20 protein-coding genes are annotated in these 20,255 nt (G+C 46.9%); 10 read left to right on the plus strand and 10 right to left on the minus strand.

Features of this window, described 5'->3' with window-relative positions; all coding sequences use genetic code 11:
• Window positions 1–77: 77 nt before the first annotated feature.
• Window positions 78–530: a hypothetical protein gene (locus PMG25_RS14235; protein ID WP_283767559.1), complete on the plus strand. Its 453-nt coding sequence runs from the start codon at window positions 78–80 to the stop codon at window positions 528–530.
• Between the two features lie 114 nt (window positions 531–644).
• Window positions 645–2,009, plus strand: coding sequence for a DNA cytosine methyltransferase (locus PMG25_RS14240; protein WP_347178837.1), 1,365 nt, complete (start codon window positions 645–647; stop codon window positions 2,007–2,009).
• A gap of 13 nt (window positions 2,010–2,022) precedes the next feature.
• Here the strand turns inward: PMG25_RS14240 and PMG25_RS14245 are convergent, their stop codons facing one another.
• Complete coding sequence (locus PMG25_RS14245) at window positions 2,023–2,670, minus strand: Uma2 family endonuclease (RefSeq protein ID WP_283767561.1); 648 nt, start codon at window positions 2,668–2,670, stop codon at window positions 2,023–2,025.
• 213 nt (window positions 2,671–2,883) lie between these two features.
• Here PMG25_RS14245 and PMG25_RS14250 point away from each other — a divergent pair, with 213 nt between their 5' ends.
• From PMG25_RS14250 to PMG25_RS14260, 3 genes are all read left to right on the plus strand, one after another.
• Window positions 2,884–3,453, plus strand: coding sequence for a hypothetical protein (locus PMG25_RS14250; RefSeq protein ID WP_283767562.1), 570 nt, complete (start codon window positions 2,884–2,886; stop codon window positions 3,451–3,453).
• A gap of 50 nt (window positions 3,454–3,503) precedes the next feature.
• On the plus strand, window positions 3,504–4,967 hold the full coding sequence (locus PMG25_RS14255; protein ID WP_283767563.1) for a hypothetical protein: 1,464 nt from the start codon (window positions 3,504–3,506) through the stop codon (window positions 4,965–4,967).
• Between the two features lie 142 nt (window positions 4,968–5,109).
• The gene (locus tag PMG25_RS14260) at window positions 5,110–5,523 is read left to right on the plus strand and encodes a hypothetical protein (RefSeq protein WP_283767564.1); all 414 of its coding nucleotides are present in this window, start codon (window positions 5,110–5,112) and stop codon (window positions 5,521–5,523) included.
• 120 nt (window positions 5,524–5,643) lie between these two features.
• Here the strand turns inward: PMG25_RS14260 and psb34 are convergent, their stop codons facing one another.
• On the minus strand, window positions 5,644–5,814 hold the full coding sequence (gene psb34, locus PMG25_RS14265; protein ID WP_283767565.1) for a photosystem II assembly protein Psb34: 171 nt from the start codon (window positions 5,812–5,814) through the stop codon (window positions 5,644–5,646).
• A 127-nt stretch (window positions 5,815–5,941) separates the two neighbouring features.
• On the opposite strand from psb34, the gene holB reads away from it, so the two are divergent.
• The 3 genes from holB to PMG25_RS14280 all read left to right on the plus strand — a co-directional run bounded on the left by holB (window position 5,942) and on the right by PMG25_RS14280 (window position 9,721).
• The gene (gene holB / locus PMG25_RS14270; protein ID WP_283767566.1) at window positions 5,942–6,913 is read left to right on the plus strand and encodes a DNA polymerase III subunit delta'; all 972 of its coding nucleotides are present in this window, start codon (window positions 5,942–5,944) and stop codon (window positions 6,911–6,913) included.
• A 118-nt stretch (window positions 6,914–7,031) separates the two neighbouring features.
• Window positions 7,032–7,745, plus strand: coding sequence for a hypothetical protein (locus PMG25_RS14275; protein WP_283767567.1), 714 nt, complete (start codon window positions 7,032–7,034; stop codon window positions 7,743–7,745).
• A gap of 323 nt (window positions 7,746–8,068) precedes the next feature.
• Complete coding sequence (locus tag PMG25_RS14280; RefSeq protein WP_283767568.1) at window positions 8,069–9,721, plus strand: adenylate/guanylate cyclase domain-containing protein; 1,653 nt, start codon at window positions 8,069–8,071, stop codon at window positions 9,719–9,721.
• Between the two features lie 598 nt (window positions 9,722–10,319).
• On the opposite strand, the gene PMG25_RS14285 is transcribed toward PMG25_RS14280, so the two are convergent.
• The 5 genes from PMG25_RS14285 to PMG25_RS14305 are packed head-to-tail and all read right to left on the minus strand — an operon-like array spanning window position 10,320 to window position 14,067.
• Window positions 10,320–10,778 carry a DIP1984 family protein gene (locus PMG25_RS14285; protein ID WP_283767569.1) on the minus strand — a complete coding sequence of 153 codons (459 nt, stop codon included), beginning with the start codon at window positions 10,776–10,778 and terminating at the stop codon, window positions 10,320–10,322.
• Between the two features lie 31 nt (window positions 10,779–10,809).
• The gene (locus tag PMG25_RS14290) at window positions 10,810–11,409 is read right to left on the minus strand and encodes a hypothetical protein (protein WP_283767570.1); all 600 of its coding nucleotides are present in this window, start codon (window positions 11,407–11,409) and stop codon (window positions 10,810–10,812) included.
• Window positions 11,410–11,454: 45 nt separating this feature from the next.
• Complete coding sequence (locus tag PMG25_RS14295) at window positions 11,455–12,684, minus strand: BaiN/RdsA family NAD(P)/FAD-dependent oxidoreductase (protein ID WP_283767571.1); 1,230 nt, start codon at window positions 12,682–12,684, stop codon at window positions 11,455–11,457.
• Entirely contained in the window at window positions 12,684–12,845 is a 162-nt protein-coding gene (gene rd / locus PMG25_RS14300) for a rubredoxin (protein WP_283767572.1), read from the minus strand. The genes PMG25_RS14295 and rd overlap by 1 nt, the downstream gene beginning before the upstream one ends.
• A 34-nt stretch (window positions 12,846–12,879) precedes the next feature.
• Window positions 12,880–14,067 (minus strand): TRC40/GET3/ArsA family transport-energizing ATPase, encoded by a 1,188-nt coding sequence (locus PMG25_RS14305; protein WP_283767573.1) that lies wholly within the window; start codon window positions 14,065–14,067, stop codon window positions 12,880–12,882.
• 211 nt (window positions 14,068–14,278) lie between these two features.
• Between PMG25_RS14305 and ccsB the strand changes: the two genes are divergently transcribed.
• Window positions 14,279–15,298, plus strand: coding sequence for a c-type cytochrome biogenesis protein CcsB (ccsB, locus tag PMG25_RS14310; protein WP_283767574.1), 1,020 nt, complete (start codon window positions 14,279–14,281; stop codon window positions 15,296–15,298).
• Window positions 15,282–16,277: a tRNA lysidine(34) synthetase TilS gene (gene tilS / locus PMG25_RS14315; protein ID WP_283767575.1), complete on the plus strand. Its 996-nt coding sequence runs from the start codon at window positions 15,282–15,284 to the stop codon at window positions 16,275–16,277. Before ccsB ends, tilS begins: the two co-directional genes overlap by 17 nt.
• A 130-nt stretch (window positions 16,278–16,407) precedes the next feature.
• Here tilS and PMG25_RS14320 read toward each other — a convergent pair whose 3' ends face one another.
• The 3 genes from PMG25_RS14320 to PMG25_RS14330 form a co-directional block, all read right to left on the minus strand.
• Complete coding sequence (locus PMG25_RS14320) at window positions 16,408–17,166, minus strand: class I SAM-dependent methyltransferase (RefSeq protein ID WP_283767576.1); 759 nt, start codon at window positions 17,164–17,166, stop codon at window positions 16,408–16,410.
• A 103-nt stretch (window positions 17,167–17,269) separates the two neighbouring features.
• Window positions 17,270–17,524 carry a DUF29 family protein gene (locus PMG25_RS14325; RefSeq protein ID WP_283767580.1) on the minus strand — a complete coding sequence of 85 codons (255 nt, stop codon included), beginning with the start codon at window positions 17,522–17,524 and terminating at the stop codon, window positions 17,270–17,272.
• 256 nt (window positions 17,525–17,780) lie between these two features.
• Complete coding sequence (locus PMG25_RS14330; RefSeq protein ID WP_283767577.1) at window positions 17,781–19,973, minus strand: transglycosylase SLT domain-containing protein; 2,193 nt, start codon at window positions 19,971–19,973, stop codon at window positions 17,781–17,783.
• Window positions 19,974–20,255: the final 282 nt, after the last annotated feature.

The raw sequence follows: 20,255 nt of genomic DNA on the forward strand, positions 1-20,255 counted from the left end.
CTGAATTCCATCTTAACATGGCGATCGTCTTTTGTTAGCTAAAATAGTATTCAGTCATTTCAATGGGAGAATCGGGTATGACATTTGAAGAGATGCAAAATATAATCCAAAGCATGTTAGCCGTTCAAAGAGAACTACAAGAAAGCCAAGTTGAACTTAAAGAAGGCCAACAAGAAGTCCGGGCCAGTTTAGAAACCATGAGAGCCAGTTTAGAAGCCATGAGAGCCAGTTTAGAAACCATGAGAGCCACTCAACAAGAATTCAGAGGGAGTCTAGAAGTCTTTAGAGCGACTCAACAAGAATTTAGAATGAGTTTAGAAGCACTAAAAGGCAGCCAAGAAGCGCAAAGTGATGTGCTTCGCGAACTCATTGGTAAATATGGTGATTTAGCCAGCTCTTCTGTGCGCCAGAATCAAATTCTGGATCGGCTGATTGGGTACAGCTTAAATAATGAATCAGACCATCTGAATTTAGAGGAAAAGTTACAGGCTTTAGAAGCTAGAGTCAAGCGGATTGAGTCGTCTGACTAATCTGTAGCAACGAAGGTAAAAGTCCCTCTTCTCTGGCTAATTAGGAGTAATGGTCATCAGCTCACAGAAACTGGTATACTAAATAAACTGATTTTAAGTTCTTGTATGACCCAGATGCAAGCTGCATCCCCTATTCAAATCGAATTATTTAATCCCTTGAATCCCTATTCTGGGGTGAGTCTGAATCCCACATTTACGTTTATTGATTTGTTTGCAGGCATTGGTGGATTTAGGCTCGCACTCGAACAATTAGGGGGGAAATGTTTGGGCTATGCAGAAATCGATCGCGAAGCAATTTCGGTATATCAAACTAACTTTATCCGTTACATTAATGCAGAAGAACCCAATTTAGGAGATATTTCTCAACTGGGGTATTTACCCCACTCAGTTGATTTGATTGTGGGTGGAGTTCCCTGTCAACCTTGGTCAATTGCCGGACAAATTAAGGGATTTGCAGATAAAAGGGGTCAACTGTGGTTTGATGTGATTCGTTTGGTACAGTTAAACCAACCCAAATTATTTATCTTTGAAAATGTCAAAGGATTAACAGAACCCAGACATCTACAGAGCTTACAAGCCATTCTAAGCCAACTCAGACAAGCTGGATATTGGGTAAACTATCAGGTTTTAAATTCCTATGATTTTGGTTTAGCGCAAGACCGCGATCGCGTCTTTATTGTCGGTATTCATGAACAGCTCGAAAATCCGCATCAGTTTCAATTTCCTAAACCCTTAAATCAACGTCCTAAACTCTATGATTTTATCGCAGGGGTCTCGAAGCGTCCCGTACAAAAGCAAAAAATATCACCTTCTATATTATTTGGCGATCGCCCTCCTGCGTCCAGAAATCGATTTCAGAAAAACGATGAACTCAATGATTTCTTTGTGTTTGCTGATATTCGTGATGGTCATACCACAATTCATTCTTGGGATTTAATTGAGACCAGCGATCGCGAAAAGTCTATTTGCACCACCATTCTTAAAAATCGACGCAAGAAAATATATGGCCCTAAAGATGGAAATCCCTTAAAATTTCATCATTTGAATGAATTAATCTCCGATCTGCATCCAGAAGAACTAGAAAACTTGATCGCCAAAAAGATTCTCAGGTTTGATGCTTCCGGCTATGAATTTGTTAATTCTAAAATTTCCGCCGGTATTCATGGAGTTGCTAAAATAATTCTAGCCCATGCAGATGCCATTGGAACCTTAACAGCTACTGGAATGAGAGATTATATCACTACGATTTGTTTTGACTGTCAAGATCCCAAACGCTATAAACAAGAATTTATTGAGCGCGTTTATCACCGTAAAAAATACAAGCCTATTACAGCTCAAGACTATGCCCGTTTACAAGGTTTCCCTGAATGGTTTCAGCTTGCCAAGCGAGAAAGTACAGCCAAGAAACAGCTAGGTAATGCAGTTTCTGTGCCGGTGGTTTATCATTTAGCAAAATCTTTAGTTAAAGTTCTATTTTAAGAGTTCGCATACATCAGTTCCTTAACCGTCGGATCTGTTGACGAAATTCTCGTAGAGCCGGACTTCGACCGATCGCATAACTTCTTGCTAACACTTCTTTCACCCAATCTACTATGGGAAACTCTGGGAAAACTTTGCTCTGTTCAATCTGTTGATATTCCCCATCTTCCAACCCATATATCTTCAGTTCAGTCTCGTCATAAATCCACAATTCCGGAACCCCCAAGCGGATATAAGCATCGGTCTGAGTTTTAGACGTAACATCAACTTCAATCGCCAAATCAGGAGGCGGATCGATGGCTAGATTCATTCTTCGCTTTCCTCGCATTTGAGCATGATTTTGAATATAAAAGCATTGATCGGGTTCAATCCCAAATCCCATTTCTTGGCGCTTGAATGTCGTCGATCCGAAACATTCACAGTCAATTTCTAGTTCTTCTAACAAAATTTTTACCATATCCCCAATTAAAGATTTAGCGCGTTCGTGTTTTGGTAGTGGCATTCTGATTTCTAAAGTATGGTGACTGTAAGCAATCCGACTGGCACGTTTTTCTCCCAGTTCAATTAAAAATTGCTCAAATTCTTCCCAGTTCAGGTCATGAATCAGTAATCTTTGACCAGGGGGAATATCCAGTTGTTGGAATTGGAGAGTTAGGGGCATAGGAATCAGTAATGAACGATTTCACTAATTTTATCTTAACATGGTGATATGGCGCTTCGCGCTAGGCAATAGGCAATAGGCAATAGGCAATAGCTTGTAGTGCTTAGGGTCTAAGGCTTCAAACTGTACTTCATAGAAGAGAGAAACGCTATAGAAGAGCGAAGGTAGACATCAATCATGAAGGGATTAAAACGATTTGCGTTGATATTATTTATGGCTCTTATCGGTGTGAGCTTCACCGTCTCTAGTAGCCCCAAACCTTTCCCGGAAATTGCCCAAACCGCCAAAAATCTCACCCCACCTCGATTGCTTAATGCTGCCGAACTGGGTTGGGTAGAACGTAATTTATTTTTGCCCGATCGCCAAATTATTATTGACCAGAGTTTTTGGCTCGGTCTTCGAGACGTAGGAGAGGTGGCTTTTGTGGCCACAGAATTTCAGAATAGTCTGGAATTTCACGTGATGCAGACCAATGGCGAAGTCATGCACACTTTACCGGCAAACACCCATGCAGAGTCTTGGATTTTCTCCGAATTAAAAGCGGTGTCTTTCCAGGAAATTGACTTTGATGGCTCGGAACCGGATGTTATTGTTATTGCTGAGTACATCATAGGTGCTGGCCCTAGGGGAGATGAAACTTTTCCAGTGACGACGGTCTACTTTAACCAAGGTCGTCGCTTCACCACTGACCCCGAACTGAATCAATTGTTAACTGAACGGGGAGTCCGCACGATTGCTGAAGCGGAAGATATCCTGCGAGGGGAATTGATGTTTTTACCTTAGTGGTAAGGAGTAGTGCTAAAGTTTAGCATGACAAAATTCCAACAACAATCATGGCTCGTTTTCTGCAACATCGCTGGCCGTTAGTGGTACTGTTTGTACTGGCGATCGCCACTCGCTTACCCTTCCAAAGTCAGATCCTTTACGAACACGATAGCGTGAACTTTGCTTGGGCGATGGAAGAGTTCGATCTCGAACGCCATCAACCCCATGCTCCCGGTACGTTTATTGTCCTGATTTTATCAGCTCGTTTACTAAACCTTTGGTTGCACGATGCCAATCAAAGTTTAGTGATGGTGAATATTATCGCCATGGCGATCGCCACGTGCGCCATTTATGTTTTAGGAAATCTCTGGTTTAATCGCACTGTGGCATGGATCGCCGCATTTCTGATGCTATCGAGTCCCCTAATTTGGTTTTATAGCGAAGTGGGATTATCCTACACCCTAGAGCTGGCTTGGGTCACTCTGATTGTTATCGCCTGTCATCATAGCCGTCATGGGAATAAACGCGCTCTGCTGCTTTCGGCTCTCCTGTTAGGATTATCTGGCGGTATCCGTCCCAATACTCCTATTTTCCTGTTTCCCCTCTGGTGTGTGGCTGCGGGGTTAGGATGGCGAGAACAACGGTATCGAGCCACCGATATCATCTTAGCCTTGGGTGCAGGGGCGATCGGGGTTTCACTCTGGGGTATTCCCCTACTCATGCTCTCTGGTGGCTTTGATGCCTATGTTGCAGCCATCCAAATTTGGTTAGACGGCCATCTCAAAGATAGCGATAGCATTCAAGAAATTATCTCCAATATCCGATTATGGCTCTATACCCTGGTCATGACCCTAGGGTTTGTCACCCTACCCCTACTCAGACTTGCCTATGCTCATCGCTCTGCCATTCCTCCCCTTCCCATCCGCGACTGGCGAACTCAAGCCATTCTCCTCTGGTGCTTTCCCAGTCTTTTCTATCTCACCTTTGTCCATTTCCAACGCCAAGGTCATAGTTATACCGTTATGCCCGTAGTGATTCTACTGGCAGCCCTCGCCCTGGAGCGGTATTTACAACAAAACCGTTCTCGCTCTCCCCAAGCCCTAAAAATCTGGATTATTAGCTTTATTCTCTGCAATAGTTTACTCTTTATCTGGGGCCCAACCCAATGGCGCACCTCAACCAGCCTTCAGGACTACGATCGCTTTATGATTGAGCGACAGCAGGTGATTGAAAATAACTTTCCCCCAACAAGCACCACCGTTCTTTCTAGTGGTCACTATGGGCGGCTCGTGTCCTATTATTTTCGCGACTATTTCTCTTCGGATTTAGGCATGATGCTCACTGACGATTTAGCCAACCTCGATCCAAGGGTGAATACCTTAGTGCTATTTGATTCTAAGATTTTGGCCAATCTACCGCCCAATATTCAGGTTCAAGAAGTGCCCCTATCTCAAGGCGATCGCCTGCGGTATATTCAATGGCAACCGTTCCAGGAGGTTCAGGTGAGCAACCAGAGCCTAATTATAAAATGAGTCGTGGAACTTCTCCCATCTCTCTGAACACTGAGGATGGAAACAAGGGATGGGATAAAATCATCTGATCCCATAGCCCTAGAGTCGTAGATGATAAGACTAGGGCAGTGTCCCGATTCTTTTCTCCTAAGAGGATGAACCCATGAAGAAAGTCTCTATATTTTTGGTCTCAGCCATTGCAGGGGCGATCGCCTCCCTGACTCCTCTGAGTAGTGATGCCCAAACGACTCAAACCACTATCAGTCCTGGGTTTCAACCCCTAGAGATCGCTGGCCTATCTGGGGGCCCCACCCCAAGCAATTGCGGCAATTTAGCTGAAGCTCCTAATGTCACCCTTACGGTTACGGCCGATACGTCCATTCATTTCCGTTTGCAAAGTTCTGGTAACCCCACTCTGAAAATTGATGGCCCCCAGGATTTTGACCTTTGTGTTCCTTCCCATGATGGTTCAACGGTCGAGATTCCCGGTCAATGGCCTCCAGGGCAATATGATGTATTTATCGGCGATCTTCAGGGCGGTTCTCATGGATATACGCTCAAAATTTCCGATCAATGAAGACTGTGAAGATGTAGGCCTTGTGTGCATTCCGGCAACGTCAAACAGGCAACAAAAAACCACTCAGCAATGTGCTAAGTGGCTCGATCAATAACCTAGTATGAGAGAGGAGAGAAAACTTTAGCTGACAGCAATTCCAGTGAGCATCAATGCGGTGACGAGGAGGGCAGCGATCGCCCCTTGGAACATATAACGTTGCTGTTGTTCTTGACTGGGAAATTGTGCATAGTACATCTGAGGCTCGTTGGCGTAGTTATTGAGCTGTCCTTCAGGATTAACGGTTGTATACATAAGTTTGACCTCTTTGTTTGCCCTTGTTGTAAACAAATATAACAGATTGTAAAGAAATATTTCTGTGACTTGACAGCCGAAAAGTCGTGATGTTAATCACAAGAACTTGCAAGGTAAAATCAGTCCAATGAACTGGGGCGACACAATGACCATGGGATTTGAAGGGGTGATGGGCCAACCGCAAGCGGTGAAGTTGCTCAGTCAGGCGATCGCCAAAAACCGGATTGCACCAGCCTATCTATTTGTGGGGCCCGAAGGCATTGGCAAGCGTCTTACGGCCGGTTATTTTGCCGAGTATCTAGCCAGTACAGAAGCCCCTGCCGAACAACGAGGGCGGCTCAGAAAACGGATGGAACAGGGGAACCATCCGGATCTATTGTGGGTAGAACCCACTTATCAACATCAGGGACAATTATTATCGGTGAGTCAGGCGAAAGCTGAAGGGGTGAAACGGAAAGCACCGCCCCGGATTCGGATTGAACAAGTACGGGAGATTAGTCAATTTCTCAGCCGTCCCCCTTTGGAGTCACCCCGGTCTGTGGTGGTCATTGACCAAGCCGATTTGATGGCAGAAGGGGCAGCCAATGGATTATTGAAGACTTTGGAAGAACCGGGTCAAGCGACCCTGATTGTCATTGCTAGTTCGGAGGCCGCCTTATTGTCCACCATTGTTTCTCGCTGTCGGCGGATTCCCTTTTATCGTCTCAGTCCAGAAGACCTAGCCCAGGTGCTAAAATGGCGAGGCTATGGAGAAATTGTCGATCGCCCCACAGTCATGGCCTTAGCTCAGGGCAGTCCTGGGGAGGCGATCGCCGCTTTTGAACAATTACAAGCTTGCCCAGCAGAAATGTTACAGTCCTTACAGAATCTTCCTCCTACTCCCAGAGAATTATTAACCCTAGCCAAAACCATTCCTCAAACCTTAGATACTCCCACCCAACTCTGGCTCATTGGCTATCTACAACAGTTCTATTGGCAAAATTACCAATCTTCCCAAAAACTGCAACCCTTGGAAAAGGCCCGTCGCGCCCTTCTCAGTTATGTCCAACCGAGATTGGTTTGGGAGGTCACGTTATTGGCCATAGGCAGTCAGAAATAGAGAATCGGGAAATCCTGTAATTTCTCGGAAAACAGATTAAAATCACCCAATAAGAGGATGTTTTATGGCGATCCCTTATGGGAAACTCAATCCTGTTGTTGTTGAATTTGGGGTTTAGATGCGCGGGTTGCCCTGGTTAGAAGTCTTGAGAAAATTGATTCAAAATCGAGGATGGTTTATTCTCTGCTGGTTGCAAATTTTGGTCACGCTGGGATTAATTGGAGGATTATTTACACCCACATCTCAAGCCGATCGCGCCCAACAACGGAAGTTCCCCAGATTTAGGGTATCCGCCCAATTCATCACCCTCTCGACAGAAGACCTGTTTGCCACACCCAACTCCCTAGGGGCGATCGCCATTGGCGTGGCTGAAGGAACCCGCACCCCAAGCGGAGGCTATACCGATCTCTATTTTGGCCATACCGATCCCGGAAACTCCAGACATAACCTGGGAACCTTCGCCTATCAACATGGGGCATATACCCCAGAAGAAGCCGACCGCCGACAACTGAAACGGCTGAAGCCCTGGATTACCGAATTGCAAGAAGAAGCGCAAACCGTCGGCGTTCACCTGGGAACCTTTGAACTGGTCGCTGGAGTGGATTTAATGAACCAATCTCCCCTAGCAGGAAAAGCCTACATTGAACATCTGAAAACCTGTCAGCAACTTCAACACAATTCCAAAGAAGCCGTACTCTGTGCCCGCGTGCGCTCTTTTGTCAACCCCACCACCGGAGAACTCGAAGCCCATGGACTCGGCTCCTATCGCAGTACCGTCAGAAAGGATCAAAAGCGGCGCTTAGATGCAATTGAAAGTGTCCTCAAAGGGTAGGGTGGACTCAGCTCCTTCAGTCATCAGTAATACCAGTGAAATTTCCCTGAGATCGATCGCAGCCAGAGGTGATTCTGAGCTTCATTATTTACAATAGAGAGAATACCCGGCCAACAATCGGTCGGCAGGGGATACTAGGGTCAGGGTTTATCCAGTTTAGGTCTGGATTACGGTCGAAAAAGCAATTGATAGCGTATGACGTTCCATTCACACTTGAGTGACTACTTGGATTGGACTCAGAAGAGGGGTAACTTAGAGTTGCCTAGGTTGCGTTGGTTCTTGCTGAATGCTGAAATTACCATGGGTGAAGGGGTTAAAAGACAATGAGCCAACTCAAACTGCGGATACAAGTTGAGGGGAATACGGAAGGAACCGTATTGGTCGAAGATAATCCCTTTGTTTTAGGGCGATCGCCCGACTGTAACCTCTGCCTCCCTTTTTTTGGCGTTTCCCGTCACCATGGTCAAATCGTCACCCGTGGCAACGGATGGCTCATCGAAGATCTGGGGAGTCTCAATGGCACATTATTAAACGGATTACCGGCCACCTCTGCACAATGGATTCATCATGGAGATGTGGTGCAAATTGGTGTGGTTTCCTTAGTGGTTCTCATTCTGCAACCCTCTGGGGATGACCCCTCCAAAGTCCCAGAATTGAGTACCGACGGTACAACCATTCTCCGGAATGTTAAAGACCTGCAAAGATTATGGCTGCAACCCCAGAATGACCAAGATACCGCCAGCAGTAACCGTAAGGCGATCGCTAGGCTCAAAGATCTCGTAGACATTAGCAAAGGCCTCAACTCCGCCGGTTCCCTCGAAGCCATCTTTCTCCAAGTCCAAGAAGCCGTTTTTCGAGACCTCAAACGCATCGATCGCATTGCCCTCCTCATTGACCTAGAAAGCACCGGACGACTTAAAATCGTTCGCCTCGCTACCCGTCATCAAAGTGATGATCCCCTAGCCGCCGATGGCAGTTGGATCTCCCACAGTATCTGTCAAAAAGTCTTTATCGAAAGAGTCGCCATTCAAACCGCAGACGCACAAGCCGATGAACGCTTTGAAGGGGAAATGAGTATCCTTAGTAAAGGCATTCGTTCCGTGATGGCCGTTCCCCTCTGGGAAGAAGAACAAGTCTTTGGCGTTCTCTATGCCGATGCCCATGTCTCTACCCAGTACACCACCCTAGAAGCAGAAGAAGACCTCAGTTTTTTCTCCGCTCTTGGGAACTTAGTCGCCTCCTCTGTCCAACGGTGGCTCCTCGAACAAAAACTCAGAGATCAAGAAAACATCCGTCAGCGCCTGGAACGCTATCATACCCCCTCTGTTGTCCAGCAAATGATGGCAGCCGGAGCGCTTACCGATGGACGCTTACCCCTAGCCGAATATGAAATTAGTATTTTATTTGCCGATATTGTTGGCTTTACCGCCCTTTCCGAGCGCCTTTCTCCTTCAGAAATTGCCGAGCTTTTAAATAATTTCTTTGAAGAAATGCTCCACGAAGTGTTTGTCGCCAAAGGAACCTTAGATAAATTTATTGGCGATTGCATCATGGCATTTTTTGGCGCTCCAGAAGTGCAACCCGATCACGCAGACCGGGCAGTGGCAGCCGCCAGAGGAATGCTCACTCGCTTGGAACACTTAAATAAAAACAATCGCTGGAATGAACCCTTAGAACTCAGAATTGCCATTAATAGTGGTAAGGCAGTTGTGGGAGATATTGGCAGCTCCCAAAGAGTCGATTATACCGTATTAGGATCGACGATTAATTTAGCTTCTCGTATGGAAGGAATTTGTCCTCCTGGAGAATGTGTGGTCAGTGAAACGACTTATAAACTGTTGCGCGTTCGTCGGGGATTTATGCCCCTGGGAAGTTATCGCTTTCGAGGCATAGAACGACCAATTAAAGTCTATCAAACAACACGCACTATTCCTGAAGGGACAGAAACTCAAACAACCCACATACAGGAAGAGTAGAATTCTAGTAGGGCGCTGATTGATGTGATTTATATTCTGGTTTGAGTTTTGATTACAGCGCTTTGCGCGGTAATGAGGTACAGCAGGGAAAGATCCCCCCTAACCCCCCTTAAAAAGGGGGGAACCAGAAAGTCCCCCTTTTTAAGGGGGATTTAGGGGGATCAAAATGTACCTCATAGCAGCGAAAACTGCTGTATATTCTGGTTTGAGTTTTGATTAAATGTCCCCTGACCCACCCTCACATTCAAGCGATCGACACTTGGTTCTAACAGTACGCTCTACCCTTTACACGAGTGACGTTGCACAAGCATAAGATGTATAGCCGGGGAATCGAACCCCAGAGCCGCTTGTTGCTCTACCAAGGAGTCCAACTTAACCCAGTTGGAGAGGGGTTTGTGCCCGCCTCAGTTTGAATGCTACCGACTTGTTCTATTTTATATCAAATCTGCTTGAATACCATAATTAAAAATGTAGGGAGCAAGATGCTCCCACTCCAGTAATATCAAATAATTGAGGGAGTGCGGGCATCTTGCCCGCTAGTTTAACTCATTTTCATGTCCGCTTGCGGAAACCGGACTTGATATTAGTTCTTTTCGCTTCATTCGATCAAATCATGAGTCCAATTGGCTTGTTGAATTTTTCCATCTAAGATTCGATATTCCTTGGCTAATTTATCCGCAGATTTTTGGATATCGATAACGGTAACAGAACTAACAAATTTAATTTCGGTTTTACTATACCGATTAAAGGTAGGGGTGGCTTCTGCGGCTAATCTAGTATACAGAGAATGCTTGAGTTTAAGATTATCTCGTTGAGCCAATGCCTCTATCATAGATACACCATTGTCTAATTGGATGGCGTTATTGGTTTGGTTGATTTTGACGACTAGCTTGCTGAATGCTTTTGCCGTTTTGTCATACTCCTTGAGTAAAGTATTGGGGGCTTCAGCAGGAGTATCTCCTTCCTGGTATTTGGCATTTCGGAGAATGCGATCGCGCAGTTCTTGTAATCGACGACTCAGTGCGGCTCTCTCTGTTAATGCTTCTGCTAATTTCATTTTGATATCGCTGTATATTGATAATATCTTTTTATTCTAGCAAACATTGATGAAATAGAGCATTGATAACGGCAAAGAGTCGATCTAAATCACCCATAACATAGGGGACTGAGTTGCGGGTAAATTCATTCCCTTTGAGTTGTCCAAATTCCCAGACTCGACCATTAGAAACGATGCCGATGATTTCCTGCTTTGAATCTTCATTGATTTTCTGAATAGCGACTAATTCAGCTAGACATTGCCCCCATCCTTCCTCAAATTTATCTTGTTTAGCTTCGACGACTAGAAAATAGGGTTTATCAAAAATAAGATGACCTAAAGGATTGAGTCTAGCTACGACATAATCGGGCTGTCCACAAAGGGTTTCATCATAGGTGAGTGTGGGGTGACTCCACAACACTAATTTTTCATAGTATGTTTTCCAAACTTCTTTTAAGATGGGGTAAATTAAGTTTTCACAAATTGCATATTCAGAATGATAAACTGCTACATGGGTCAGGATAAAATCTAGGTCTTCGCGAAAACTTTGAGGGACAGGAAAGGGAAGTTCTTGAACAAAGTTGGCTACACGGCACTTGATTTGGAATTGTTGAGCGACATCTGCGATACTTTTATATTGGCTAAAAGGCATGAATACAGCCTCCGAGGTACATTTTTGATTCATAGATTTGAGTTGTCATCCTTGTATCATACCTTGTCCGGCTAACCACCCGGTTGTCCAAGCATTTTGGAAGTTAAAGCCGCCGGTAATGCCGTCAATATCTAGAATTTCACCGGCAAAATGTAGGCCGGGACAACACCGACTTTCTAGGGTTTTAAAGTTGACTTCTTTGAGGGGAATACCGCCGCAGGTGACAAATTCTTCTTTGAAAACGCCTTTGCCGCTAATTTGATAGGTGTCTTGAGTGAGGGTTTGTAGGAGTTTGTTGAGTTGTGTTTTGGAGAATTGTGCCCACTGGAGTCGATCGCCTACCTCAATCTTTCCCAGTAAATATTGCCACAGACGACGAGGAATCAGCACGGGGCAATTGGCCCATAGAGTTTTCGCCCCTAACTGGGATTTTACCTTGAGCAGCACTTGTCGCAGCTCATCGGGGCGAGACTGGGGTAACCAGTTTATCCTCAAGGGGGTTTGATACTGAGTTTGTTTTAAGTCTCTTGCTCCCCAAGCGGAGAGCTTCAAAATGGCGGGGCCGCTCAATCCCCAATGGGTGACTAAAACGGGGCCGGTTTGGGTTAATTTCAGGTCGGGTAATTCGACTCGCGCTTCGGTGACTGAAATTCCGCTTAACTCCCGCAGAGCCGCATCATTAATTTTGAACGTGAACAGGGAAGGGACGGGAGGAACCAGGGTATGGCCGAGACGTTGAGCAAACTGGTATCCGCTCGGATGGCTTCCGGTTGCCAGTAAAAGGCGATCGCCCTTCATTTCTACCAAGTCTTGACCCGACTTCACCTGTATCCGAAACTGGCGATCGCCTGTAGTCACTCCCAAAACTGGCGATCGGGTGTATATTTGCACTCCCAGGCTTTTCGCTGCTTGGATTAAACAATCGGCGATCGTGCCCGAATCATCGGTTATGGGGAACATGCGGCCATCCGATTCGGTTTTTAGGGACACTCCATGGGACTCAAACCAGGCGATCGTATCTCTCGGTTGAAACCGGGTAAACGCCCCCCGCAAAGCCTTCGCTCCCCTGGGATAGGACTGCACCAGAGTGGCCGGATCGAAACAAGCATGGGTCACATTGCACCGGCCTCCCCCAGAAATCAGCACCTTAGATAACAGGGTTTTTCCCGCTTCCAGGAGTATCACCTCCCTTTGGGGGTTCGCCGTTTTGCAGGAGATAGCGGCAAAAAAACCCGCCGCTCCTCCTCCAATAATCAAGATCCCATTATTACCCATTAATCTACCGGTTCAAAATCCTCTTTACCCACCCCACAAACTGGACAAACCCAATCATCCGGGATATCTTCAAAGGCTGTTCCGGGTGCAATCCCACTATCAGGATCTCCCTCTTCAGGATCGTAGACATAGCCACAAACATTGCAAACATATTTTTTCATAACTCCCCCTAGAGGATCTCAAATTATCCCAATTTTAAGCCTTCACCATCTCTGTGAACCGAATCTTAAGATAATCTTCCTCCATTTTCGCCCCAGACGGACTCAAGGCAGCCAAAGATTGGGGTAAAACTAAATTGCGTCGATGGTTGCCAATCCGCACATTTAACTCATCCCCCGTTTTATTGAGCTGAATTTGGTCTTTGGGAATGCCGGGTAAATATAGCTCTAAGCTATAGTGATCGTCATTTTGTACCACTCGAATCGTATTCTCTTCGTAATAAACCTGAGTCGGGTCTTCATCTTTATAGAGGGTTTCTTTCAAGCGCTCCAAAGACTCTAATCCACACATCTCATCGGCAAACAGAGGAACTTCTTTGACCGGAAGCGGGCTAAAGTTTTCATGAATTTCTTGGCGGTATTCCTGTTGATGAGCCTTCCAACGTTGGAAGAATGGATCGTTGACTTCATCGGGAATAATGCGGTTAGCAATGACTAAATCTGTAGCCACATTATACAAGCTCAAATAGGCATGGGCGCGTAAAGATTCTTTGATCACCATTTTCTCTGGATTGGTCACTAGACGTACCGAGGTTTGGTGATTGTCGGTTAAAACGCGCTCTAATTCTTCAATTTGCTCATAAAATTCATAGGGTGCATCCATCACTTCTTTATCCGGGAGGGAAAATCCGGCGATGGGCTTAAACAACGGCTCAACAAGGGGTCGCAGCGCCACAGACATCCCCTGCAAGGGCTTGTAAAAGCGTCTCATGTACCACCCCCCAACTTCAGGAATACTCAGCAGTCTGAGGGCGGTTCCGGTGGGGGCAGAGTCGATAATCAGCACATCATATTGGCCTTCGTCATAATGGCGCTTCATGCGGACTAAGCCGAAAATTTCATCCATTCCTGGCAAAATGGCCAGTTCTTCGGCTTGCACCCCATCTAAACCTCGCGCTTGCAGGACTTCGGTAATGTAGCGCTTGACGGCTCCCCAGTTGCCTTCTAGCTCCATAAGCGCATCGAGTTCTGCCCCCCAAAGGTTGGGTTTAACCGATCGCGCTTCGTGACCTAATTCGAGATCGAAACTGTCTGCTAGGGAGTGGGCCGGATCGGTACTTAGCACCAGGGTTTTATAGCCCAATTCTGCACATCGCAACCCAGTTGCTGCTGCTACGGAGGTTTTACCCACTCCGCCTTTACCCGTCATTAAGATTACACGCATAGATGGTTTGGCCCTTCCTGAAAATGGGTTTACACTTCTTTACTTTACCGGGTTTTCTGGTCTATCGCACCGATGAGCGCTGCAAGTTTTGAGGATTCACAACGTATGATAACCATTCACTTAAAACTCACCCAAACCCCTGATGATTGACTCCATTTCCGATAGGATCTAGAAGAAGAGAACACCTTAACGTTGGGAGAAATACAACATAATGGATCTGGTCACGCTCCAGAATAGCCTAGATAATCTAAGCTTTGCCGTCCTCTTGGTGACGATGCTACTGTATTGGTCGGGGATGGCTTTTCCCAAAATCCCCTATCTAGCGACCTTGGGAACCGCAGGGATGGCGATCGCCAATTTGTCCATCGCTTCCCTACTCGGCGCTCGTTGGATCGAAGCGGGATACTTTCCCCTCAGTAACCTCTACGAATCCCTATTTTTCATTGCTTGGGGACTCACTGCCACCCATCTGCTGGCGGAATATCTGAGCCGCTCCCGGTGGGTAGGTGCAGTCACTTCCCCCGTCGCTATGGGAATTACTGCCTTTGCTGCTCTCTCTTTACCCGGTGAAATGCAGGTGGCTGAACCCCTGGTTCCGGCGCTTCAGTCCAATTGGCTGATGATGCATGTAAGCGTTATGCTTCTGAGCTATGCCTGTTTGATGGTGGGTTCCCTGTTGGCGATCGCCTTTTTAATCGTCACACGAGGTCAAGCGGTTAGCCTCACCGGTAGCTCCTACGGCAATAGCAACCGTCGCCAAACCCCCCTAAATAAACTGGAAACGGTCTCTGATGTACCCTCTGTTCAGTTCAACCAGGGCAGTAGTAATGTCGCTACCCTAGAGCGGATCAATCTGGAAACTCCCCCTACCTCGACTCCGCTCGGTGACCCAGTGTGGTCGCCGGAAACCCTGAGCCTTGCTCAAGTTTTGGACAATATCAGCTATCGGATGATCGGCCTCGGCTTTCCCCTGCTCACCATCGGCATTATCGCTGGAGGAGTCTGGGCAAATGAAGCTTGGGGATCGTACTGGAGTTGGGACCCTAAAGAAACCTGGGCCCTAATCACCTGGCTGGTATTCGCCGCCTATCTCCATGCTCGCATTACCAAAGGCTGGCAAGGCCGCCGTCCCGCCATTCTCGCGTCTGCCGGGTTCTGTGTGGTCTGGGTGTGCTATATGGGCGTGAATTTGTTGGGTAAAGGGTTGCATTCCTATGGCTGGTTCTTCTAAACCAGATTGGAGCGACTTGCACGCCAGATTTCAGGCGACGTTGCGATCGCGGCCCCACCTGCTTCCCCCCCAGGAGTCCCTATTAGTAGCCGTTTCCGGAGGTCAAGATTCCGTTTGCCTTCTGAAACTGCTCCTAGACTTGCAACCCAAGTGGGGATGGCAGTTAGGGGTTGCCCACTGCGACCATCAAATGCGATCGGATTCGGCAGCCAACGCCCAGCAGGTCTCAGAGATGGCTGGGCATTGGAACCTCCAGTTTTATCAAAAAACCGCCGAGCGCCCCCTTCATGGGGAGGCTGCCGCCCGCTCCTGGCGTTATTCTGCCTTGATCGAACTGGCTGAAACCCATGGATTTTCCAGGGTAGTCACCGGGCATACGAAAAGCGATCGCGCTGAAACCCTGCTCCATAACCTGATTCGCGGCAGTGGACTCGATGGACTCGCTGCTCTCAGTTGGCAGCGTCCCCTCACGGAAAGGGTGCAATTGGTGCGGCCGATGTTGGAAATTGGGCGATCGCAAACCGCCCAATTTTGCCAACAGCTCCAGCTCCCCATCTGGGAAGATCCCACCAATCAAGACACCCGCTATACCCGCAACCAAATTAGACTGCACCTTATCCCCGCCCTAGAGAACATCAACCCCGGAGCCTCTAACCATCTAGCGACAACCGCCGAACTCCTACAAGCCGATGTTGAGTATCTCGAATCTTTAGCAAGCAATCTTTATACCCAATCCACCCAACCTGACCGACCCAAACTCAACCGCCAACAGCTCACCGACGCGCCTCTTTCCCTACAACGGCGAGTCATCCGCCAATTTCTCCTCCGATGGCTCCCCCATGCCCCCAACTTCGCCCAAGTCGAAAAAGTTACCCATCTGATTACCGCGCCTAACCGCTCCCAAACCGATCCCTTTCCCGGTGGCAGTCTTGCCCGCGTTCAGCATCCCTGGATTGAATTGAAACCGCGCAGTAATTAAATACCCTAATTAAAAATCCAGGGAGCAAGATGCTCCCACTCCAGTCCTATCAAAGAATTCGAGGAGTGCGGGTATCTTGCCCGCTTCTCTTTTCCCATTTTCATGTCCGCTTGCGGAAACCGGATTTGTCCTAAAACCGAGAAGGACGATACAACACAGAAATATCTTGCAACCGTTTAGCTTCCTCCATAAAATGGGGATTTTTCAAAACCCGGTTATTTTGATTCCAGTGAGCATCTTTAACCTTAAACGTCGATAAACAATCCTTAAGTATCTCATCCTGATCTCCCCAATTAATCCATTCTTGGCTTAAGCATTGCAGTCCGGCCTGCTCGCAATATTCGGCAAACAGATTAGCCGTCATACTTTCAGCTCGCATATGGGGATTAGGAAAAGGCAGATTTCCCGAACTATCCTTAAAGTGACCGATATTAGAATGATGAAAAAATCCTGCGCCATTGGGCTTCAGCTTGCGCCCTAATTGCATTAAATAGGCTTGCATCACATCTGATTCTGCATGAACCAAAGAATCAAAGCTAAACACAAAATCTATGGAGCCGTCTGGAATCATATCTAAAGACTTGCCATCATTCACATAATAGTTAATATGGGAATAGTTAGCAAACCGCTTTTGACAAATTTCAATACAGGGTTCAGCTAAATCAACAATACTTAACTCTTGACAATAATCCTTGAAATAGGTGGTAAATCGACCATAACCCGGAGCAATTTCTAAAATGCTGCCCGTGGGAATGAAGGCTTGAATCCGGGGATACAGAGTTCCCCACCATAAAAACTCCGTGCCGCCCCAAGCATGAGACCATTCATCGCCTTGGTCAGACCAGCTATAATTTGACCAAAATTCTAGATTATATTCAACAGTTGGCATAGTTTACGAATAGGTAAGGGTTGATATCCAGTTATTTTCATTATTTTACTATACATTGGTACTAAACAAGACTCTCTGGCTTAACATTTGGCTCTAATCCGATCTAATTCTGTTTTTTCTGTCTCCGTGAATCCCAAAATTTTTCCGTTAGCAAAACCTCTAAATCTTCTGGGAACGGACAAACTTCAGGCAAATCGATCTTCGGGTAAATATCTTCAACATCCGATCGCGCATCTTCCCAGATTTCCGATAAAATTTCGGTAAAATAAGTTTTGAGACTCAGTGAGCTACGCAACAAACGCCGGATCTGTTTACGCTGCTCCTTAATGGTTAGCTCCCATCCGCGATTGTCATACAGCGCTTTGCGCTGTAACGGAGTACAGTCTCATTGAGATCAGTCATTGCGAATGGAACGAAGTGGAATGAAGCAATCGCAAAATTCCCTAATCTTGGCGTTAGCGAAGCTTGCGCGTTAGCGAAGCTTCGCTTTCATGTCCGCGAAGCGGAAACGCTACAATTAGCGAGATAATCGAGATTGCTTCATTCCGCTTGCGCGACCTTCGCAATGACATACTATAACTGATTATTCGGATTTGATATAATATCTCTCTAATTTAGTTAATTTTTTCCATCTTTTGCATGATATCGGGATTATACAAGCGCAGATAATTCCAGTAATTTCCAAAAACGGATTTCACATAGCCATAGGTTTCCGGAAAGGGAATTTTTTCCACAAAATCATCGGGATCGCGTAACCCGAAGCGGTTCAACCAGTCTGCCACATTTCCGGGGCCGGCATTGTAACTGGCTACAGCTAACAAGGAATTATTATTATATTCGCTGTGGGTATAGTCCAAGTACCAGGTTCCCAACTTAATATTATCATTAGGATTGTCCAACTGATAACTCGCTAAATTGATTTTACCCGCAATCCATTCTCCGGTTTCGGGCATCACTTGCATTAAGCCAGTCGCACCCACAACGGATTTAATTTCGGGCATAAACCGAGATTCTTGGCGAATCAGAGCGGTGACCAAAAGGGGATTGAGTTGCCGATCTTTTGACCAACTTTCAATCGGTTCGAGATAAGGAAAAGGATAGAGAGCTTGCCAATAGGCGAGTTGTTGACGGAGGGACTGATATTGGTTTTGCTCTTCAGGATCGTCTCGCCAAGCGAGGCTATTGAGCATAAACATTCCGTCTAAATAATCGCCCACTTGCAAGCGCATAATGCCATCGGTAAACTGTTGGGCAACCGTGGGTTCCATGGGGTTGGTAAATTCTACTTGCCAGAGTGTCCAAGCGTCTCGATCTTGTCCCAGTTGATGGAGTTCTTTGAGGGTTTCGGAACCGGCGGGTAAAAGGGGACGAGGAATGGTGTATTCCACGCTGGGTTCGAGATAGCGAACGGTGGTAAAGTCGCCCACATTCCAGCCGAGCATGAGAGCCGATCGCCAGGCATAGTATGATTCAGGATAGCGCTGTAAGACATATTCATAGGCGGCTTTGGCATCCCGTTCTCTACCGAGTTTTTGCGCCCATTTGCCCACCCAGAAGGCAGCTTCGGGAGCGTACTCAGTATCGGGGTTTTCGACGGTGATTTCTTGGGCAACTCTCCAAGCTTGCAGCAGGTTGCCGTTGTCGGCAGCATCTTCGGCTTGTTGCCATCGCAGTTTGGCGGCTTCTTCTGACTTGCTGTATTGGGTTAAAACGGACTGTCGCGCCTGTTTTGCCGACTCGGAACTTTTGAGCGCGTCTAATACTTTGCTTTGTTCGATCAGGGCTTCGGGGGCTTTGTGGGGAAACTGTGCAATGACGATATTGAGGTAATCCTGGGCGGGTTCGAGATCGACTAAGCGGGAGAGATGGATTAAGCCTTGGGCGGTTTCTGGCTCGTTGGGATAAGTGTTATACAGGAGTTTGTAGGCAGCGATCGCCTCTTGAGTTTTGCCGCCGAGTTGTAACCCCCTACCAGCTCGATAGCGGTTTTTCGGCGTGGGGGGCGCTTTGGCATAGGCTGCCCCGGCTTTGCCATAGGTGATTTTTTCCCAATAGCCAAAGGCGATCATTTCCCAATCTTCTGGGGTGAGTTGGGCGCTGTGGGTTTCGGTGAGGCGATCGAGAATGTCGGTATAGTCGGGTTTGTAGAGAGCATGTCGAGCCAACAAGCGCAACAGGGGCAAGGAATTGGGGTTAGTCGTCAGTTGATTGGCAGCAATTTCTACCGTGCGGGGATGGGCGGGAAATTTGGCGATCGCCTCTTCCCAGAGTTGAGGATTGGTTTTCCCTAACTCATAGAGCGCCTCAGCCGCTACGGGATGATTGGGATGGGTGGTTAAAAGCTGTTGCCAAGTGGCTGCTGCTTTCGTATTGTCGCCTAACTGAGCATAAGCTTGGGCGCGTTGAGCAAGAATATGAGCCGCCAGTAGAGGGTAGCGGGTTTCTAAATCGGCTAAAGTGGCGATCGCCTCCTGGGGTTGATTTTGGGCTAATTGATCCATCGCCAACAGATAGCGAGCGCGAGGGTATTCGGGATGACTCGGTTGTTGGCTCAAGGCTTCCAGATAAGGTTGGCGCTCCGTCGGTGAAACTTGCACCAACTTAGCTATGGGGGATTTTTTCAGTTCAGCAGGTGTAAGCTCAAACGTCGGTTTTTTGGGGGCAATTTCCGGCAACCAAGAGCGCACTTCATCAACAATTTGCCGATCCATATGGGTTTGATGGAGGAGCAGCCCCCCAATAATTGCCCCTAGACTGACTCCGGCGATCGAGAAAATAACAGCAAGACGGGATTTAGCGTTAGACATGATAGGGGTAGAAATAGCGATCGGGTTAGGAGACGAACAGAACCGGGGCATGGGTTTCAGGAAGCACACCCTTACCCACACAGGAGGTTATAATTTTGATCTTAATCGCAAATTCCCATCCTGGCGATCTCATTCTCTCTCCCTTGAAAATGCTATATTAATTCTTAGTGGTTCCCCTGAGCCGTAGCACGTTCAATAGTGAAAGTTATGTCAATTAGGCAAGATAACTATAGCTAGTCTAAATGAGTTGTGCAATTGGAAATGCCCTCTCCCTATATCCCT

This window comes from Roseofilum capinflatum BLCC-M114 (assembly GCF_030068505.1).
In the GTDB taxonomy this organism is placed as follows: domain Bacteria; phylum Cyanobacteriota; class Cyanobacteriia; order Cyanobacteriales; family Desertifilaceae; genus Roseofilum; species Roseofilum capinflatum.

What these genes read in the sequence shown, in the direction of transcription:
- PMG25_RS14235 (WP_283767559.1), top strand. Translation starts at nt 78, where the DNA reads ATGACATTTGAAGAGATGCAAAATATAATCCAAAGCATGTTAGCCGTT.
- PMG25_RS14240 (WP_347178837.1), top strand. Translation starts at nt 645, where the DNA reads ATGCAAGCTGCATCCCCTATTCAAATCGAATTATTTAATCCCTTGAAT.
- PMG25_RS14245 (WP_283767561.1), bottom strand. Translation starts at nt 2,670, where the DNA reads ATGCCCCTAACTCTCCAATTCCAACAACTGGATATTCCCCCTGGTCAA.
- PMG25_RS14250 (WP_283767562.1), top strand. Translation starts at nt 2,884, where the DNA reads ATGGCTCTTATCGGTGTGAGCTTCACCGTCTCTAGTAGCCCCAAACCT.
- PMG25_RS14255 (WP_283767563.1), top strand. Translation starts at nt 3,504, where the DNA reads ATGGCTCGTTTTCTGCAACATCGCTGGCCGTTAGTGGTACTGTTTGTA.
- PMG25_RS14260 (WP_283767564.1), top strand. Translation starts at nt 5,110, where the DNA reads ATGAAGAAAGTCTCTATATTTTTGGTCTCAGCCATTGCAGGGGCGATC.
- psb34 (WP_283767565.1), bottom strand. Translation starts at nt 5,814, where the DNA reads ATGTATACAACCGTTAATCCTGAAGGACAGCTCAATAACTACGCCAAC.
- holB (WP_283767566.1), top strand. Translation starts at nt 5,942, where the DNA reads ATGAACTGGGGCGACACAATGACCATGGGATTTGAAGGGGTGATGGGC.
- PMG25_RS14275 (WP_283767567.1), top strand. Translation starts at nt 7,032, where the DNA reads ATGCGCGGGTTGCCCTGGTTAGAAGTCTTGAGAAAATTGATTCAAAAT.
- PMG25_RS14280 (WP_283767568.1), top strand. Translation starts at nt 8,069, where the DNA reads ATGAGCCAACTCAAACTGCGGATACAAGTTGAGGGGAATACGGAAGGA.
- PMG25_RS14285 (WP_283767569.1), bottom strand. Translation starts at nt 10,778, where the DNA reads ATGAAATTAGCAGAAGCATTAACAGAGAGAGCCGCACTGAGTCGTCGA.
- PMG25_RS14290 (WP_283767570.1), bottom strand. Translation starts at nt 11,409, where the DNA reads ATGCCTTTTAGCCAATATAAAAGTATCGCAGATGTCGCTCAACAATTC.
- PMG25_RS14295 (WP_283767571.1), bottom strand. Translation starts at nt 12,684, where the DNA reads ATGGGTAATAATGGGATCTTGATTATTGGAGGAGGAGCGGCGGGTTTT.
- rd (WP_283767572.1), bottom strand. Translation starts at nt 12,845, where the DNA reads ATGAAAAAATATGTTTGCAATGTTTGTGGCTATGTCTACGATCCTGAA.
- PMG25_RS14305 (WP_283767573.1), bottom strand. Translation starts at nt 14,067, where the DNA reads ATGCGTGTAATCTTAATGACGGGTAAAGGCGGAGTGGGTAAAACCTCC.
- ccsB (WP_283767574.1), top strand. Translation starts at nt 14,279, where the DNA reads ATGGATCTGGTCACGCTCCAGAATAGCCTAGATAATCTAAGCTTTGCC.
- tilS (WP_283767575.1), top strand. Translation starts at nt 15,282, where the DNA reads ATGGCTGGTTCTTCTAAACCAGATTGGAGCGACTTGCACGCCAGATTT.
- PMG25_RS14320 (WP_283767576.1), bottom strand. Translation starts at nt 17,166, where the DNA reads ATGCCAACTGTTGAATATAATCTAGAATTTTGGTCAAATTATAGCTGG.
- PMG25_RS14330 (WP_283767577.1), bottom strand. Translation starts at nt 19,973, where the DNA reads ATGTCTAACGCTAAATCCCGTCTTGCTGTTATTTTCTCGATCGCCGGA.